This window comes from Campylobacter suis, assembly GCF_905120475.1.
Taxonomy (GTDB): domain Bacteria; phylum Campylobacterota; class Campylobacteria; order Campylobacterales; family Campylobacteraceae; genus Campylobacter_A; species Campylobacter_A suis.
In genome coordinates, this window is sequence record NZ_CAJHOE010000002.1 from 41,387 (window position 1) to 59,313 (window position 17,927).

At 39.5% G+C, this 17,927-nt stretch carries 17 protein-coding genes; 9 read left to right on the top strand and 8 right to left on the bottom strand.

The features are described 5' to 3' along the window. Positions 1–9: 9 nt before the first annotated feature. The 6 genes from carB to fabZ are packed head-to-tail and all read right to left on the bottom strand — an operon-like array spanning position 10 to position 7,524. Positions 10–3,276 (bottom strand): carbamoyl-phosphate synthase large subunit, encoded by a 3,267-nt coding sequence (carB, locus tag LQV35_RS05055; RefSeq protein ID WP_230056790.1) that lies wholly within the window; start codon positions 3,274–3,276, stop codon positions 10–12. After that, complete coding sequence (gene mreC, locus LQV35_RS05060) at positions 3,276–4,031, bottom strand: rod shape-determining protein MreC (protein ID WP_230056791.1); 756 nt, start codon at positions 4,029–4,031, stop codon at positions 3,276–3,278. The genes carB and mreC overlap by 1 nt, the downstream gene beginning before the upstream one ends. Next, positions 4,021–5,058, bottom strand: coding sequence for a rod shape-determining protein (locus LQV35_RS05065; RefSeq protein ID WP_230056792.1), 1,038 nt, complete (start codon positions 5,056–5,058; stop codon positions 4,021–4,023). Before LQV35_RS05065 ends, mreC begins: the two co-directional genes overlap by 11 nt. Positions 5,059–5,074: 16 nt before the next feature. Then, entirely contained in the window at positions 5,075–6,280 is a 1,206-nt protein-coding gene (gene clpX, locus LQV35_RS05070) for an ATP-dependent Clp protease ATP-binding subunit ClpX (protein ID WP_230056793.1), read from the bottom strand. Further along, positions 6,280–7,068 carry an acyl-ACP--UDP-N-acetylglucosamine O-acyltransferase gene (gene lpxA / locus LQV35_RS05075; protein ID WP_230056794.1) on the bottom strand — a complete coding sequence of 263 codons (789 nt, stop codon included), beginning with the start codon at positions 7,066–7,068 and terminating at the stop codon, positions 6,280–6,282. The genes clpX and lpxA overlap by 1 nt, the downstream gene beginning before the upstream one ends. Before the next feature lie 9 nt (positions 7,069–7,077). Next, positions 7,078–7,524, bottom strand: coding sequence for a 3-hydroxyacyl-ACP dehydratase FabZ (gene fabZ / locus LQV35_RS05080; RefSeq protein ID WP_230056795.1), 447 nt, complete (start codon positions 7,522–7,524; stop codon positions 7,078–7,080). A 109-nt stretch (positions 7,525–7,633) separates the two neighbouring features. Here fabZ and LQV35_RS05085 point away from each other — a divergent pair, with 109 nt between their 5' ends. Together LQV35_RS05085 and LQV35_RS05090 are read left to right on the top strand one after the other, a co-directional pair. After that, positions 7,634–8,122: a redoxin domain-containing protein gene (locus LQV35_RS05085; RefSeq protein WP_230056796.1), complete on the top strand. Its 489-nt coding sequence runs from the start codon at positions 7,634–7,636 to the stop codon at positions 8,120–8,122. Beyond that, positions 8,119–8,943, top strand: a complete 825-nt coding sequence (locus LQV35_RS05090) for a glycosyltransferase (RefSeq protein ID WP_230056797.1) — start codon at positions 8,119–8,121, stop codon at positions 8,941–8,943. Before LQV35_RS05085 ends, LQV35_RS05090 begins: the two co-directional genes overlap by 4 nt. Here LQV35_RS05090 and fliI read toward each other — a convergent pair. Both fliI and folE read right to left on the bottom strand, forming a co-directional pair. Then, positions 8,940–10,250 carry a flagellar protein export ATPase FliI gene (gene fliI, locus LQV35_RS05095; RefSeq protein WP_230056798.1) on the bottom strand — a complete coding sequence of 437 codons (1,311 nt, stop codon included), beginning with the start codon at positions 10,248–10,250 and terminating at the stop codon, positions 8,940–8,942. The two genes, LQV35_RS05090 and fliI, sit on opposite strands and share 4 nt — an antisense overlap. Continuing rightward, positions 10,247–10,819, bottom strand: coding sequence for a GTP cyclohydrolase I FolE (gene folE / locus LQV35_RS05100; RefSeq protein WP_230056799.1), 573 nt, complete (start codon positions 10,817–10,819; stop codon positions 10,247–10,249). The genes fliI and folE overlap by 4 nt, the downstream gene beginning before the upstream one ends. A 120-nt stretch (positions 10,820–10,939) precedes the next feature. On the opposite strand from folE, the gene tig reads away from it, so the two are divergent. Genes tig through purN form a run of 7 tightly spaced genes read left to right on the top strand, consistent with a single transcriptional unit; the run spans position 10,940 to position 17,915 of the window. After that, positions 10,940–12,280: a trigger factor gene (tig, locus tag LQV35_RS05105; RefSeq protein ID WP_230056800.1), complete on the top strand. Its 1,341-nt coding sequence runs from the start codon at positions 10,940–10,942 to the stop codon at positions 12,278–12,280. Next, positions 12,280–12,870 carry an ATP-dependent Clp endopeptidase proteolytic subunit ClpP gene (gene clpP, locus LQV35_RS05110; RefSeq protein ID WP_230056801.1) on the top strand — a complete coding sequence of 197 codons (591 nt, stop codon included), beginning with the start codon at positions 12,280–12,282 and terminating at the stop codon, positions 12,868–12,870. Before tig ends, clpP begins: the two co-directional genes overlap by 1 nt. A 9-nt stretch (positions 12,871–12,879) precedes the next feature. Then, on the top strand, positions 12,880–13,923 hold the full coding sequence (locus LQV35_RS05115) for a GGDEF domain-containing protein (RefSeq protein WP_230056802.1): 1,044 nt from the start codon (positions 12,880–12,882) through the stop codon (positions 13,921–13,923). Further along, positions 13,920–14,435, top strand: coding sequence for a peptide deformylase (gene def, locus LQV35_RS05120; RefSeq protein WP_230056803.1), 516 nt, complete (start codon positions 13,920–13,922; stop codon positions 14,433–14,435). The genes LQV35_RS05115 and def overlap by 4 nt, the downstream gene beginning before the upstream one ends. Further along, positions 14,432–15,952, top strand: coding sequence for a YifB family Mg chelatase-like AAA ATPase (locus tag LQV35_RS05125; protein WP_230056804.1), 1,521 nt, complete (start codon positions 14,432–14,434; stop codon positions 15,950–15,952). The genes def and LQV35_RS05125 overlap by 4 nt, the downstream gene beginning before the upstream one ends. Then, positions 15,949–17,349 (top strand): NAD(P)H-hydrate dehydratase, encoded by a 1,401-nt coding sequence (locus LQV35_RS05130; protein ID WP_230056805.1) that lies wholly within the window; start codon positions 15,949–15,951, stop codon positions 17,347–17,349. Before LQV35_RS05125 ends, LQV35_RS05130 begins: the two co-directional genes overlap by 4 nt. Beyond that, positions 17,331–17,915, top strand: a complete 585-nt coding sequence (purN, locus tag LQV35_RS05135) for a phosphoribosylglycinamide formyltransferase (protein WP_230056806.1) — start codon at positions 17,331–17,333, stop codon at positions 17,913–17,915. The genes LQV35_RS05130 and purN overlap by 19 nt, the downstream gene beginning before the upstream one ends. The last annotated feature ends 12 nt before the right edge of the window (positions 17,916–17,927 follow it).

Consider the following 17,927-nt stretch of genomic DNA (forward strand, 5'->3'; position numbering starts at 1 on the left):
ATCTAAATCCTATATGCCTTTACTTAGATACTCTTGTAAGCTTTTTACATCATATGCTCTACCGTTTTGTAGCGATTTTATCGAGCTTACAGCCACAAGTGCGGCTCTTATAGTCGTAAAATATGGCAACTTAAACCGCATGATATTTTGGCGAATTTTCTTGCCATCTTCATAGCTTGACTTGCTATCGCTTGTATTTATAACCATAGCTATATCACCGTTTTTAAGCTTATCTTCGATATTTGGACGGCTCTCGCTTATCTTATAAACAAACTCAGCTATTATGCCATTTTCATTTAAAATTTTATGCGTTCCGCCAGTTGCAATGATCTTAAATCCAAGAGATATAAGATCTTTTGCGATAGCTGGTGCGTAGCGTTTATCGGCATCAGCAAGAGTTAAAAAGACATTTCCGCTAGTTGGCAAGATGTTTGACGCGGCTAGCTGACTTTTAGCAAACGCACTATCAAAATTCTCACTCACACCCATAACCTCGCCCGTGCTTTTCATCTCTGGACCCAAAATCAAATCCGCCCCGCTTAGTTTATTAAACGGAAATACCGCCTCTTTTACGCAGTAATGCGGCTGCTTTCTAGGTAACAAAACCCCGTTTATCTCATCTAAAATGTTATATTTATCATAAAATTTCAAAGCCTCGCGTAAATTTCCTTGCCACATCACGCGAGTAGCGACCTTTGCGATAGGCATGCCAGTAGCCTTGCTGACAAATGGCACGGTACGGCTTGCACGCGGATTTACCTCAATCATATAAAGCTCGTTTTCATAGATAGCAAACTGGATATTCATAAGCCCCACAACGCCTAAATTTAAAGCTATATCGCGAGTTTGAGCTCTTACTTTTGCTATCATCTCATCACTCAAACTCATCGGCGGAAGCATACAAGCACTATCGCCTGAGTGTATGCCAGCCTCTTCGATATGCTCCATAATCCCAGCCACATAAACATCTTTGCCATCACTCACCGCATCGACATCAAGCTCGGTGGCATCTTGCAAAAATTTATCCAAAAGCACAGGCGAGTTGTTGCTCACATTTACCGCCTCACTCATGTATTCACGAAGCTCAGCCTCGCTATGCACGCGTCTCATCGCACGACCGCCAAGCACATAACTAGGTCGCACAAGAACAGGATAACCGATAGCCGCCGCCTTTTTCACAGCCTCCTCTTCGCTTGTAGCTGTATCATTTTTAGGCTGTAAAACTCCTATCTTATCGATAAACTCGCTAAATTTCTTTCTATCTTCGGCGACATCGATAGTTCTTGCGGTAGTTCCTATAATCTTAGCACCCCAAATGCTTAGGCGTTTGGCAAATTTCAGTGGAGTTTGACCGCCAAAATGCACTATCACGCCATCTGGATTTTCACGCTCGATAACGCTTTTTAAATGCTCAAAATCAATCGGCTCAAAATAAAGCACATCGCTAGTATCATAATCAGTTGAAACCGTCTCTGGGTTGCAGTTATACATTATCGTTTTTACGCCCATATCACGGAGTGCGAAGCTAGCATGCACACAACAATAATCAAACTCTATACCCTGCCCCACCCTGTTTGGACCACCACCGATAATCATAACCTTCTTACTCTCATCACTCAATGCTGTTTGAGGGGGAAATTTAGTGATATTTGTAGTTGAGTAAAGATATGGGGTAAGTGCCTTAAACTCGCCACCACAAGTATCTACTTCGTTATATTCAAGTGTTATGCCAAGCTTAACTCTTGCATAATAAATATCATTTTGACTAAGCTCTAAGTTATCTTTTTCATTTATCAAAACAGCTATCATCTTATCAGAAAAGCCCATAGTTTTGGCTGTTCTAAGCAAATCTTCATCGTTTAAAATATCCATATCAATACATTTTTCAAACTCAACAATCTCAGAAATTTGATGTAAAAACCATGGATCTATCTTTGAAAACTCATAAACCTCATCAACACTTAACCCCATGCGAAATGCTTCGGCAACCATGAGAATTCGCCTTTCATTTGCATTTCTAAGACCAAAAACTATCTCTTCTTTGCTTAAATTTAACCTATTAAATCCAGCCAAATCACGCTCTAAACTACAAAGTGCCTTTTGAACACTCTCTTTAAATGTCCTGCCTATCGCCATAACCTCGCCCACAGACTTCATCGCCGTTCCTAGATATGGACTTGAGCCAGGGAATTTCTCAAAGGTAAAGCGTGGGATTTTAGTAACTATATAATCAATCACTGGCTCAAAACTAGCCGCCGTGCCCGTGATGTCGTTTTTGATCTCATCAAGGCTAAATCCAACAGCAAGAAGTGTAGCTACCTTTGCTATCGGATAGCCTGTGGCTTTGCTCGCTAGGGCAGATGAGCGAGAGACTCTTGGATTCATCTCGATAACTATCATGCGACCAGTTTTTGGGTGGATAGCAAACTGAACATTGCTTCCGCCAGTATCAACGCCTATCTCACGAAGTATCGCTAAGCTCGCATCTCGCATGACTTGATACTCTTTATCTGTTAGCGTTAGGGCTGGAGCTACCGTGATACTATCACCCGTATGCACCCCCATAGGATCGAAATTTTCGATAGAGCAAACGATTATACAGTTGTCATTTTTATCTCGTATGACCTCCATCTCATACTCTTTCCAGCCAAGCAAGCTCTCTTCGATAAGAATTTCATTTATCGGGCTAGCACTCAATCCAAGCTCAGCAAGCTCACGAAACTCATCTATATTATAAGCCACACCACTACCTGCACCGCCAAGAGTAAAACTAGCCCTAATCATCAGCGGAAAGCCTATCTCAGTAGCCGCTTTCATCGCTTCATCAAAACTATGTGCGTAAGATGACTTTGGCAAGTCCATACCTATCTTTTTCATAAGCTCTTTAAAAATCTGTCTATCTTCGCCCTTTTTTATCGCCTCTGGATTTGCCCCAAGAAATTTCACATCTCCAAGAGCTCCATCCTCATAAAGCTGCATAGCGACATTTAGCGCCACCTGTCCGCCCATAGTAGGCAAGATGGCATCGATTTTTTCTTTTTCGATGATGCGTTTTATGCTCTCTTTGCTTATAGGCTCTATGTATGTCGCATCGGCAAAATCAGGATCAGTCATGATAGTAGCTGGGTTTGAGTTTATCAGCACAACACGATATCCTAGCTCTTTTAGGGTTTTAGTCGCTTGCGTGCCTGAGTAGTCAAACTCGCATGCCTGACCGATAACGATAGGTCCTGAGCCGATTAGCAAAATGGTTTTGATGTCCGTTCTTTTTGGCATTATTTATCCTTTGTCACTACATATAAAAAATTTGGCGTCATAGCCTTCATGTATGGCTCTACCACAGCACTGTAATACGAGCTCTCCTCAATCACTTCCGTTACCTTTCCTACTGGCACACCGCTAAAAAATATGCCATCAAGACCACTTGTAAAAACCTCATCGCCGATATTTACACTAAGCCATTGTGGGATAAATTTTATAACAACGCCATTTTTTGTGCCGTGTGCCATACCGGGAATTTGCTTATCTCCTATAAACACAGCAAATATACTCTTTGGATCATTTTGTAAAAGTGCAAGCGGTTTACCCTCTTTTTGAACAAGCACGCCAGCACTGTTTCCTTGATATATCAGTCCGTAAATTTTACTCTCGTTAAAGTCGCTAAATCCACCAACATAAAATTTGCTATAATCGCCCATATTCGCATAGCTTAACGCACGCACGAGCTTAACACGAGGGTCATACTCGGTAGCGTTTTTATCTTTTAAGACGGTATTTAACTCATTTGCAAATGTCGCTAGAAGCGTCGCTGAGCGCTCAAGCTCTGCATTTTGCTGTTTTAGCTTTTCTATCTGAGAAGCCTGTGAAAAGTGCTTACCAACGCTATCTTTTACAGACTGGGCGAAATTTAGATAAAGGCTAACGACTGAGTTGCTAAGATCAGTCGTAACTCTTGAAATTTCAGAGCCTTTATAGATAGATAGAGCTATTAGCCCTACAACGAAGATAAAAAGTAAAATTTTAGTCTTCATTGCTTAATTGTTGAAGCAGTCCTATCTCTTCTAGTGCCTTTCCAGTGCCTCTTGCAACAGCCAAAAGTGGTTCATCGGCTACACTTACTGGAAGTTTTACAATGTCTGAAAGATATTTATCTAGTCCTCTTATAAGCGCGCCACCACCAGTTAGAACAACACCATTTTCAACGATGTCTCCAGCAAGATCAGGCGGCATCATCTCAAGAACGGTCTTTAAAGCGTCCGCCATCTCTTTTAATGGCTCTCTCATCGCCTCTCTTACATCTTCACTTGTTAGCTCAATACGACTTAAAAGACCTGTCATTTGATCACGCCCTTTAACTACGATATTTAGCTCTTTTTCAAGCGGAACAGCAGAGCCAACTGAAATTTTTATCTCTTCGCCTGTTCGCTCTCCAACCAGCAAATTATACTTCTCTTTTATATAATTTACTATGCTAGCATCTATCTTATCGCCTGCTGTGCGGATAGACTTGCTAATAACAAGACCACCAAGAGAGATGACGCCTATCTCTGTTGTTCCGCCGCCAATATCCACAACAAGCGATCCTTGTGGCTCACGCACTGGCAAGTCAGCTCCTATCGCTGCTGCCATTGGCTCTTCTATAAGAAAAACCTCTCTAGCGCCAGCACTTAAAGCACTCTCTCTAACCGCTTTTCGCTCAACTTGCGTAAGACCATAAGGCACTGAGATGATTATACGAGGGCGTAAAAAGCTCTTTCTACGGTGAGTTTTTTCGATAAAGTAGCGTATCATCTTTTCAGTCATATCAAAGTCAGCTATAACGCCGTCGCGCATAGGTCGGATAGCCTCTATATCACCTGGAGTTTTGCCGACCATCTCCTTTGCAGCCTGTCCTACGGCTAGAATTTTTTGTTTACCATATTTTTCACGCTGAACAGCAACGACGCTTGGTTCGTTTATAATAATACCCTTATCTTTTACCAACACAAGCGTATTTGCCGTGCCTAAGTCGATACCCATATCGCTTGAGAAAAAACCAATAAGTTGATCAAATAACATCTTTTTCCTTTAAATTTTACTGCTTTACATAAACTGGCTTTGCGCCCTTTTTAACAACATCATCATTTATGACAACCTCATATCCGCTAAGCTCTGGAAGCTCATACATAGTCTCTAGCATGACATTTTCAATGATAGACCTAAGACCTCTTGCTCCAGTTTTGCGCTCTATCGCCTGCTCAGCTATCGCCTCAAGTGCCTGTATATCAAATTTTAAGCTTACATTATCAATAGCAAATAGTTTTTGATACTGTTTTACGATAGCATTTTTGGGCTCGGTAAGAATTTTTATCATGTCATCTTTGTCAAGCTCTCTTAAAGTAGCCACAACATGAAGTCTGCCAATAAGCTCAGGGATAATGCCAAAATGAACCAAGTCAGTGCTTTCTAGCAGTCCTAAAAGCTCATCTTTTTCTTGCTTTGAGCGTTTATCTTGCGTAAATCCAAGAACATTTTTACCAACTCTACGCTCAATAATTTCCTTAAGCCCATCAAATGCACCGCCACAAACAAATAAAATATTTTGCGTATTTATCTGTATAAATTCTTGATTAGGATGTTTTCTGCCGCCCTTTGGAGGGATATTTACAAGACTTCCTTCGATTATTTTTAGAAGTGCTTGCTGAACACCTTCTCCTGATACATCGCGAGTTATCGAGCGGTTTTCACTCATTCTAGCTATCTTGTCTATCTCATCGACAAAAACTATCCCCTGCTCAGCTCTTTTTACATCGCCATCTGCCGCCTGAAGTAAGCGAGTCAAGATATTTTCAACATCTTCGCCAACATATCCCGCCTCTGTTAGGCTTGTGGCGTCGCAAATAGCGATAGGAACATCTAAAAATTTAGCCAAAGTCTGAGCCATCAGCGTTTTTCCACTACCAGTTGGACCAACAAGGAGTATATTTGACTTTGAAATTTCTGTATCATCCTCTATATCTGTTTGTTTAAAAATTCTCTTATAATGGTTATAAACACCGACGCTAAAGACCTTTTTAGCATGCTCTTGTCCGATAACATAACTATCTAAAACAGCCTTTAAATCCTTTGGCGTAATATTTTGAAAGTCAGCTCTTGCAGGCTCATCATCGCCTTCGCCCTTAAAAAGGTTATACGCCGCACTTGCACACTCTTCGCATATAAATGCACTATCATCTTCATTGTGTAAAAGTTTTTCTTCATTTGTCTCAAATTTCCCACAAAAACTACATCTATTTACCATTATTCGCGTCCTTTTGCAAGTGGGATACCTCGAGCGGTGTGAAGTATAAACTCACACATTTTTCGTACATTTACGCTACTTGTTTTTGCGATAAGCTCATTGGCTTGCTCTTTTATGGCTATTCCGTGATTAAATAAAAATTTATAAGCACTCACAAGCTCTTCAACCTCAGCCTTATCAAACCTTCTGCGAATGCCAACTAAATTTAAGCTCCTGATATAGGCTCTGTTACCCTCAGCCAAACAAAACGGCACGACATCTTGGCTAAGCGCACTAGCGCCAGCTATCATGCAGCTTTCGCCGATTTTGACAAACTGATGCACAGGGGTAAGTCCGCCCACAACAGCATAGTCGCCCATTTCGACATGCCCTGCTAGAGTGGCGTTGTTTGCTAGGATGACATTGTTACCGATAATGCAGTCATGAGCGATGTGGCAGTATGCCATGATAAAGGCGTTATCGCCGATACGAGTTATACCATCGCCCTTGTGTGTGCCTGAGTTTATCGTGCAAAACTCACGAATGGTTGCATTTTTGCCGATTATAACACCTGTGTTTTCTTCATCGCGGTAGCTGATGTCTTGCGGTATGTCGCCTACTATCGCATAGCTATAAATTTTACCACCATCGCCAATGCTAGTCTTGCCTAAAATTCTTGCCCCTTGCTTTATCGTGACATTTTCGCCAAGCACCACGTCACGGCTAACAAACGCGTAAGCCTCGATATTGGCACCTTCTCCGATTATAGCACCGTCTTCCACGACGGCAGTTGGGTGGATATTTTTCATGATTTTGCCTTATTTATCAACGATCATCGCTTTTAGCTCTGCCTCGGCGCAAAGCACATCATCAACATAAACTTTGCCCTCAAGCACCCAAATGTTGCCCTTGTGTTTTAATACGCTTAGTCTATACTCTAGTCTGTCGCCTGGGCGCACTGGGTGGCGAAATTTCGCTCCATCGATACTCATAAAATACACGACCTTGTTTTCAATGCCTGCTTGATGCTCATCACTCATAGACTTAAACGCAAGCACTCCGCCAGCTTGCGCCATACCCTCTATGATCATCACGCCAGGATATATCGGATGACCTGGGAAGTGCCCTTGAAATATCGGCTCGCCTATCGTTACATTTTTGTAAGCAACGATACTTTGTGCTGGTGTTATAGCCGTAACTCTGTCAATAAGTAAAAATGGAAATCTATGCGGAAGGATCTTTTGAATTTCAACTACATCTATCAAATTTCAACCTTTATGTAAAATTTTGCTAGATTTTATCTAAATTTTACTAAGAAAAAGATTATTTTAAAGGTTGTCATATTATTATTTTATAAAAATTCTAAGGATTTGTATGAGAAATTTAGATGGTAAAAAGGTTGATTTTAATGAATTTATAAAGGATAAAAATGCTGTGATCATTTTCTTGCCCAAAATAGGAAAAAGTGCGGAGTTTTTGCCCAAAGAACTTCTTGGTATGAGCGGACTTACAGGCTGCTCTGGGCAATGTAAAATTTATCAAAATGAGCTTGAAAAATTTAAGCAAAAAGGATATGAAATTTATGCCATTAGCTCGCTTAATGTCTCTGACATGAGCGAGTTTAAGAGATTGCTTGGCGTAAGTTTTGAGTTTTTTAGTGATGAAGAATTTGAACTTGAAAATTTACTTAATCTAAAAACAATAAATACGAGTGATGGCAAGAAATTTTACCATCGTCAAACGCTTATTTTTAAAGACGGCAAGCTGGCAAAACGACTAGAATTTATAGCCAAGCCAAACGAAGATGCTAATAGTGTTTTAAAGCTTTTAATAGATAAATTTAATAAGAGATCTAAAATATGAAAGCAAGTTTAATTATACCGACATACAAAGACCCTGTCGCCCTAAGGCTTATTTTGGATGCTTTACAAAAACAAACATATAAAAATTTTGAAGTGATAGTGGCTGAAGACTGCCAAGATATACAAACTTTAAAAATGTTGCAAACATACAAAGCAAATTTTAATATCAAACACTATAGCCATGAGGATATTAAAAATCACAAACCAAAAGCTGTAAATAATGCCATTTTAATGAGTGATGGCGAATACTTGATCTTTATAGATGGTGACACTATTCCATTTAGAACTTTTATAGAATTTCATATCCTCCTAGCAAAGCCAGGAACGGTATTGTGCGGAAGACGAGTAAATTTAGATGCTGATATATCTAGTAAAATTAGAAATAGCAAGCTACTTTCTAGTGAGCTAGAAGAAAATTACATTAAAATGTACCAATTGCTAAAACGCTCCGGCACAAGGCATTTCGAACAAGGACTAAGCTTTCATCCAGGCTCGTTTATCTATAAGATTATCTCACTTTTTGGTAAAAATTTAAATATCGTAGCATCAAATTTTTCGTGTTTTAAACACGATATTCTCAAAGTAAATGGCATAGATGAAGCATTACCATTTGCACCTGGCAGAGATGATACTGACTTGCAGTGGCGACTGGAATATATCGGTATAAAAATGCGCTCTTGCAAATACTGTGCAAACTTATTTCACCTAGATCATAGCAGAAACGAAAGAGAGCACGAGTATAAGGCAAATATGGTCTTAATCAAAGAAAAACAAAACAAAGGTGAGTTCTGGGCAAAAGATGGCGTTATAAAATCAAGCTAAGAATTTACTTGAGCCAAAAGCCCTTGTATCTCTTCAAGACTAAATTTATCCTCTGAGTTTTGACGCAAAAAGTCATACATATAGTCCTTTTTTGAGATAGCGTTATCAAGCTCTTTGTCGTTGCCACGCTGATATGCCCCTATACGAAGCAAAATTTCATTTTCTTTTAAAAGCGAATAAAGCCGCTTAAATTTCATAGCATCAGCCTTGTGAGCCTTATTTATGACATCGCCCATAACACGGGATGCGGAATTTTGTATATTAATCGGGGGGTAAATCCCAAAGTCTGTTAATTCGCGACTTAGCACTATGTGCCCATCTAGGATAGAGCGGCTTTGATCGGCGATAGGATCGCTCATGTCATCGCCCTCAACTAGCACCGTAAAAAACGCTGTTATCGAACCCTTGCCCTCTTCCTTGCCAGCACGCTCCATAAGCTGTGGCAAAAGAGTGAGCGAACTTGGCGGATAGCCTTTTGAAGTAGGTGGCTCGCCGAGTGCAAGCCCTATCTCGCGCTGTGCCATGGCAAATCTTGTCACACTATCCATGATAAAAAGCACATCAAGCCCCTGCTCTTTAAAGTACTCAGCAACGCTCATCGCACAAAATGCACCGTATTTACGCATCAACGAGCTATCATCACTAGTGGCTACGATGACAACTGTTCTAGTTAGGTCACCACCTAAATTTTTCTCTATAAACTCAGGCACTTCACGCCCTCTTTCGCCAATGAGCGCGACAACTTTTATAGGAGCTAGCGTATTTTTTACTATCATGCCCATAAGTGTTGACTTACCAACACCAGAGCCAGCAAAAATCCCAAGTTTTTGACCTTTGCCACAAGTAAGAAGCCCGTCTATAGCCTTTATCCCAACACTAAAAGGCTCATTTATAAGCCCCCGTTTCATGGCATCTATGGGTGCGCGCATTATAGGCATAAACTCTATCGTATCTATCGGGCCTTTGCCATCCACTGGACGCATAAAAGGATCTACAACTCGCCCCAGCAAAGCCTCTCCAACCGGGATATTCATACCCTGATCGCTCGCATAGACAAAGTCACCTATCTTAAAACCCTCAACAAAGCCAAATGGGCTTACATAGCTTATAGTATCGCTAACTTGCGTAACCATACCAAGACCATCTTTACTCTTATCTTTAGCGACAATGTTTACTATGTCGCCTATACTTGGGCGAAGCCCCGTGATCTCTATAGTGGTAGCACTTATCTTAACGATAGTACCAAAGATATTTGAGAGCGGTATATGCTCATTTTGTAACTTAGAATTTAGGCGCGCCAAGCTCAAAAGCGATGTTCCTTTGGTGAGTTTATAAGCGAGAAAAATTCTTTTCTTGTTTCTCCATTTTTCATAAATGCTCCACGCAATGCAGATGTAGTTGTAGTTGAGTTTATCTTTTGCACTCCTCTCATTTCAACACACATATGCCTAGCTTCAACAACCACAGCAACACCTTTTGGATGTATAACCTCCTCAAGTGCGGTGGCTATTTGCTCTGTCATTTGCTCTTGTATCTGCAGTCTCCTTGCAAATACATTTACCATGCGTGGTATTTTACTTAGGCCAACAACCTTGCCATTTGGTATATAAGCCACATGAACCCTCCCTATAATAGGCAACAAATGATGCTCGCAAAGGCTGTAAAATTCTATATCCCGCATCACGACCATCTCGTTATTGCTACTTTCAAAAAGCGCATCGCCTAAAATTTCGTTTGGGTCTTGCTCATAACCGCTTGTTAAAAACTTAAACGCCTTAAACACGCGCTCTGGAGTTTTAAGAAGTCCTTCGCGATTAATATCTTCGCCTATAATCGTTAGCATATTTTTGACTGAATTTTCAAAACTTTCTTGCATTTTTTCTCCATATTTTTATCTGCTTATTCTAGTAAAAAACGCCTTTTGAAACTATAAATTTCAAAATTAAGGAAAATTTTGCTATATTTTTACTTAAATTTTTTATAAAAAAGGAAGTAAATGCAAATCACAACCAAAGCAATCGACAGCGTAAATAGCGAAGTTGTCGCAAAAGTAAGCGCGCAAGAACTAAAAGTAGCGCTTGAAAAACTAGCAAAGCAAGCTAGTAAAAATATGAAAATAGATGGCTTTAGAAAGGGACATGTGCCAGCAGCAGTCGTTATGAAACGATATGGTGCAGAGCTTGAAAAAGATGCAGAACAAGAGATATTTAAAGACATTTTAACAAGTGCTCTAAAAGAGCTTAATAAAACAAATGCTGATGTTATAGGCGAGCCGACAGTGGATAAATTTGAGCGCAATGACAACGGTGCAGATGTGACAATGACCATATCATTTAAGCCAGTTGTTGATATTACTGGATATGAGGCTATTATCCCTGATTTTTCAACACCAAGAGTGCTTAAAAAAGATATTGATGAGAAGAAAAATGAAATTTTAAAAATGATGGCTCCGCTTGAAACTGTCGAGAAAAAACGCGCACTTAAAAATGGCGACTTTGCAAAATTTGACTTTGAGGGCTTTGTAGATGGTGTTGCATTTGATGGTGGCAAAGCTGAAGGATATGTCCTTGAAATCGGCTCAGGACAGTTTATACCAGGCTTTGAAGATGGTATGATAGGGCTAAAACCAGGCGAAGAAAAAGATATAGAAGTTACTTTCCCGGCTGAGTATGGAGCACCGAATTTGGCAGGCAAGCCAGCTATTTTTAAAGTAAAATTACATGAAATTCAAGAGCGAAAAATCCCTGAAACTATCGATGAAAATACATTAAAAGCCATCATGCTAAATGAAGAAAAACCAACAGAAGAGCTACTAGAAGAGCGTATAAAAGAGCAAATTCGAAGTGAAAAAATGGCAACATTAATCAACGAAGATCTAAAGCCAAAATTTGCTGAAGCAGTTGTAGAGAAATTTAAATTTGATACACCAAAAAATATAGTCGAGCAAGAGATAGATATGCAGTTTAGAAATGCTTGGGCTGGCTTTAGCGAAGATGAGATGAAGAAATTTAGAGAAGATAGAGATGAGCTTATGAAAAAGCGCGAAGAGTTTCGTAAAGATGCAGAAAATAGCGTTCGTCTAACTTTCATCATCGATGAGCTAGCTCGCGTAAGAGATGTTAAAGTAAATGACCAAGAAGTTATCCAGGCGATATACTTTGAGGCTTACAGAAGCGGTCGTGATCCAAAACAGCACCTTGATATGTACCGCCAACAAGGCATGTTGCCAGCTATTAAGATGTCTATGATTGAGGAAAAATTATTCAACGAGATGTTTAATAAAGAGGAAAAAAAGTCAAACAAAAAAGCTGAAAAAGCCGATGAGAAGGCTGAGTAATGGGATATTATGTTCCTGTTGTAGTTGAGCGCACAAGCAAAGGCGAACGAAGCTATGACATCTACTCACGCCTTTTAAAGGATCGCATTATTATGCTAAGTGGCGAGATTGAGGACGGCATGGCTTCTGCCATTGTCGCCCAGCTACTTTTTTTAGAGGCAGAAGATCCAGATAAAGACATATATCTATACATAAATAGTCCTGGCGGAGTAGTAACAAGCGGCTTTAGCATATACGATACCATGAACTATATAAAGCCTGATGTATGCACGATTTGTATAGGTCAAGCTGCGAGCATGGGGGCATTTCTTCTAAGCTCTGGCGCAAAGGGAAAGCGCTATGCACTCACAAATTCACGCATTATGATACATCAGCCACTAGGTGGCGCTAGAGGTCAGGCAACTGATATAGAGATCCATGCTCGTGAAATTTTGCGCTTAAAAGATGTTTTAAACGCTACATTGGCTAAAAATACTGGTCAAAAACTAGCAAAAATTGTAAAAGACACCGAGCGCGACAACTTTATGAGTGCATCCGAAGCCAAAGACTATGGTCTAATAGATAAAATTTTAGAAAAGAGTTTTAAATAAGGCAATATCGTGGTAAAGATAGATAGTAGTAAAAGGCGTGAAAATGTTCGCATAACAGGCGATAGTCTGCATATAGGGTCACAAAAAGAGCAAGAAAATAATATCTTTGAATTTTCTCAAAGCGTCCTAAATGAGCTAAATCAAAACAACATACCATCTATACCAAGCAACTACTCTATCTACTTTGATAAGTTGCTTGATGAGCGTGGAGATGATTTTAGGCAAAAGCTTGGGAGCGCGCTAGACTTTTATGCAGAAGATAGTGTCTCAATGCAACATGATGGGCAAATTTATATTGAAAAAGAGATAAAGCATAGCTTTGGTCAGATAAAAAGTATGCTTCAAGCCGTGGCTCTTATATATAAAAATTTAGCGCTTATGAAAGGTATTGCCAAAAAACATCTTAGCACACTTCAAAGCAACACGGATATCCTTGCCACACAAAATGTCATAAGCACTTTCAATGAAGATTTACTAAAACTATCTGTTCTTATGGATAAACATGTTGATGTTATTAAAATAAACTATGAAGAGATAGGCAGAATATTTAAAAATATCGAAGAGCAAGCCGTTTATGACTCGGTCTTTGATGTTTATAATAAACGCTTTTTGTTAGGTGCCATGCAAACCGAGATAGACTCTGTTAAACGCTATGGATACAAGTCGTCTTTTATGTTGCTGCGCCCTAGCGTTATGAGCTTTTCTGGTATGCAAAATTTATCTGAAAAAAGCACAATGCTAAAAACTCTAGCCAACACACTACAAAAAACATCAAGACAAAGCGATATCATAGCACACTATGGAGATGGAGTATTTGCTATCATAATGAAGCACACTGACATCTCTGGTGCAAAGCTAGCAAGCAATAGAATTCTAAAACTGCTATCAAATATAAATGTCAAGCAAAATGATCAAGAAATTTCACTAGAAGTACAAATGGTAGCTAACTCTTTAACAAAACAAAAAAGCATGGAAGAGGCACTCTCAGAGGCTATCGATACGCTTGAAAACAACCCAACAGCTAGCGAACCGATAATAATGGAAGCCGAATGATCCTTGAAATTTTAACCTATCCAAACAAAAAGCTATTTACCCGCTCTGCGGAGGTGACGGAATTTAATAGCGAACTACATAACCTACTTGATGATATGTATGAAACAATGCGAAATAGCGAAGGCATAGGACTTGCAGCGATACAAGTAGGTGTAGCAAAACGAATTCTCATTATAAATTTAGTAAATGAAGACGGAGAGCAAAACAAAGCTGACTTACTTGAGATTATAAACCCAGTTTTTGAACTAAAACAAGGAGAGACTACCTTTCAAGAGGGTTGCTTAAGTGTACCTGGCTATTATGAAGATGTAAAGCGTGCCGAGTTTGTAAGAGTGAGGTATCAAGATAGATTTGCAAACAAGCAAGTCATAGAAACAGACGGGCTTTTGGCCATTGCGCTACAACACGAAAATGACCATTTAGACGGGCACCTTTTTATCGAGCGTATCGGTTTTAATAAGCGTAAAAAATTTGATAAAGAGTACAAAAAAAACAAGCAAAAAGATAAATGAAGTCCCTAAAATGCGCCACATACCTAGACGGACTACACATAGTAGATGTTGAGTCAACTTTTTCTCGTGGTTTGCCAGGTTTTAGCATAGTAGGACTTGCTGGAAGTAGCATAAAAGAGAGTAGTGAGCGTGTAAAGTCTGCTCTTTTGGCTCTAAATTTTAGTTTTCCAGCACAAAAAATCACAATAAACCTCTCGCCATCAGATATACCAAAAAATGGATCACATTTTGACCTTGCTATCGCATTACTTATAGCGCTGGAGCGTAAAGAAAGTTTAGAAAAAATATTTGTCTTTGGCGAGCTTGGGCTTGATGGCAGTATAAAATCAACAGCAAATTTGTTTTCACTTTTGCTATTTTTAAGTACAAAGATACAAAGTGCAAAAGTGCTGGTGCCAAGCTCTATCGCACACAAAGCTTCAGCTATTCCAAACCTTGAAATTTATGGGGTTAGCTCACTAAATGATGCTATAAATTTTTTTAAAGATCACCACTTTGCTGAAACTTGCAAGTATGACAACTCGCATGAAATTTTTAAAAATAGTATTGAGATTGAAGGTGAAAAATATCTGCCAAATCAAAATTTTGTACTTGATTTTTCAGATATTTTAGGACAAACCAGAGCAAAAAGAGCCTGCTTGATAGCTGCCGCTGGTATGCACAACATCATCTTTGAAGGTAGCCCTGGGTGCGGGAAAAGCATGTGCGCCAAGCGACTCGTGCATATCATGCCACCACAAAGTCTAAAAGAGGTTTTAAGCGCTGCAGCATACCGCTCACTCAACCTACAAGATAGCGAATTTAGCTCTACTAGAGCCTTTCGTGTGCCACACCACACAAGCACTAAAAGCTCGATATTTGGCGGTGGGTCAAATGTTGCAAAAATAGGCGAGATAGCCCTTGCAAATGGGGGTGTGCTCTTTTTTGATGAGTTTGTACATTTTCCAAAACAGCTCATCGAAAGTCTGCGTGAGCCATTAGAAGATCATAAAATTCATATCTCAAGGGTAAATTCTAAAGTTACTTACGAGACAAAATTTCTCTTTGTTGCTGCACTAAATCCATGCCCGTGCGGCAAACTTTTCTCAAAAGAGCTAACTTGTACTTGCACTCAAAGCGAGATAAATCGCTACAAGTCACGCCTTTCAGAGCCCATACTTGATCGTATCGACCTTTATGTACAAATGGATGAAGTAGCATCAAGTGACCGTGCTGATGTAAGTTCTAAAGAGCTTCACGAGCAGGTTTTAAAGGCTTTTAAATTTTGTAAAAAACGAGGACAGGTTGAGAGCAACGGAAAACTAAGCGATACGGATGTGAATAAATTTTGCTTACTTCAAGACGAGGCAAAAGAGACGCTAGAGCTTGGGATTAAGCGTTTTGCACTCTCTCAACGAGGTGTTAAAAAAACGCTAAAAGTAGCTCGTACGATAGCTGACTTAGAGCAAAGCCAACTCATTGAAAAAGCGCACATCATCGAAGCTCTAAGCTTTAGAACTAAGCGAGATAGTATATGAAAAAACTTTTTTTAAACACAAAAAAACTTGATGAAAGAGCTATAGATTTAGGGCTTAGTAATGAAATTTTAATGGAAAATGCTGCAAATGCTTTATCCAAGCATATTTGCAAGCATATCAAAAAAGGCAGTAAAATTTTGGCTATTGCCGGCAAAGGAAATAACGCTGCAGACGCTATAGCCGCGCTTAGAATTTTAGCCAAAAAATATAAGTGCGAAGTATATTTACACTTTGATGAGCTAAATGATATGTCAAAATTCCAGCTAAATGCAGCACAAAATTTTGGTGTAAAAATTTCAAAAGATTTAAGCACCGCACTAAAGGGTACAAAGTGCGTTATAGACGGACTTTTTGGCTCTGGGCTGAACAAAAACTTAAATCAAAAAGAAGTTGAGATTATAAATAGACTAAACCGCTTCAAGTCCTATAAAATAGCCTGCGACATTCCAAGCGGACTAAATGAAAGTGGGCAAATTTTAGGTGCATGCTTTAAAGCTGATACTACGATCACAATGGGAGCGCCAAAGCTGGGGCTTTACTCTGACTTTGCAAAGGATTTTGTAGGGCATATAAAAGTTGCTGATCTTGGCATAAGTAGGGCAAATTTTGAAGGCATGGCAGATGGATATTTGCTAACTAAAAAAGAGCTTAAGTTGCCATTTCGAACACGAAAAAATACAAACAAAGGCGACTTTGGACACGCAGCCTTTATAAGTGGCACATTTAACGGAGCTTGCGAGCTAGCAGCGCTTGCTGCAAGTAGTATTGGCGCAGGGCTTGTGAGCATTATCTCCCAAAAACCTTTAGCGCTTGATGCATCTATCATGCAAACTACCAAGATAACCCCTAAAATGAATGTCGTAGCCCTTAGCATGGGGCTTTGCGAAAATGATATAAATAACATAGACTTTAAAAGCCTAAAAGATAAAAAACTAGTCATTGATGCTTCACTTTGTAGAAGCGATAAAATTTTTGATATTTTAAACAAAAAGTGTGTTTTAACTCCGCATCCTGCTGAGTTTTGCTCTCTTTTAAGCATGGCTAATATTGCGGACTTAAGCACAAAACAGCTACAAAATGAGCGTTTTAAATATGCAAAAATATGGAGCGAGAAATTTAATGGTGTGCTGGTTTTAAAGGGCGCAAATACTATCATAGCTAAAAATGGTCGTCTTTTTATCCTGGCTAAAGGCACTAGCTTACTTGCCAAGGGTGGTAGTGGCGATGTACTTTCAGGACTTATAGCTGGACTTTTAGCGCAAGGTTTTAACCCACTAAGAGCCGCCATCACAGCAACTTTAGCCCACGCACAAGCAGCAAGAAATTTCAAAGCAAATAGCTACGCACTCACACCACACGACATCATAAAGGGGGTAAAATGGTTAAAAAACGCATAGCCGTACTTTTTAGCGGCAGTGGATCAAATTTACAAGCGATATTAGAGCAAGTTCATAACAAAGTTTTTAATCAAACACATATAGAGGTCGCGCTAACTATATGCAACAAGCCAGATGCCTACGGTATCACAAGAGCAAAGAATTTTGGCATCAAAACGATAATAATAGAAAACAAAAACTTTAACTCAAGAGAGGAGTTTGATAAAGCTTTAGTTGAGCAGATCAAACTTAACAGCATTGACTTAGTAGTGCTTGCTGGTTTTATGAGAATTTTAACGCCTGTTTTTACAACGCAGATAAAAGCCATAAACCTGCACCCATCCATACTTCCACTTTTTAAAGGCGCACATGCCATAGATGAAAGCTTTCATAGTGATATGCAAATAGGTGGTGTGAGCGTGCACTGGGTTAGCGAAGAGCTTGATGGTGGCAAACTTATCGCTCAGCGTGCATTTGAGCGTGAAAAAGATATGAGTAAAGAGGCTTGGGAGAAAAAGATTCACGCCATAGAGCATGAAATTTTACCACAAAGCATAGTTAAAATTTTATGCGAACAGGGGTTTTAGTATTTACTAAAA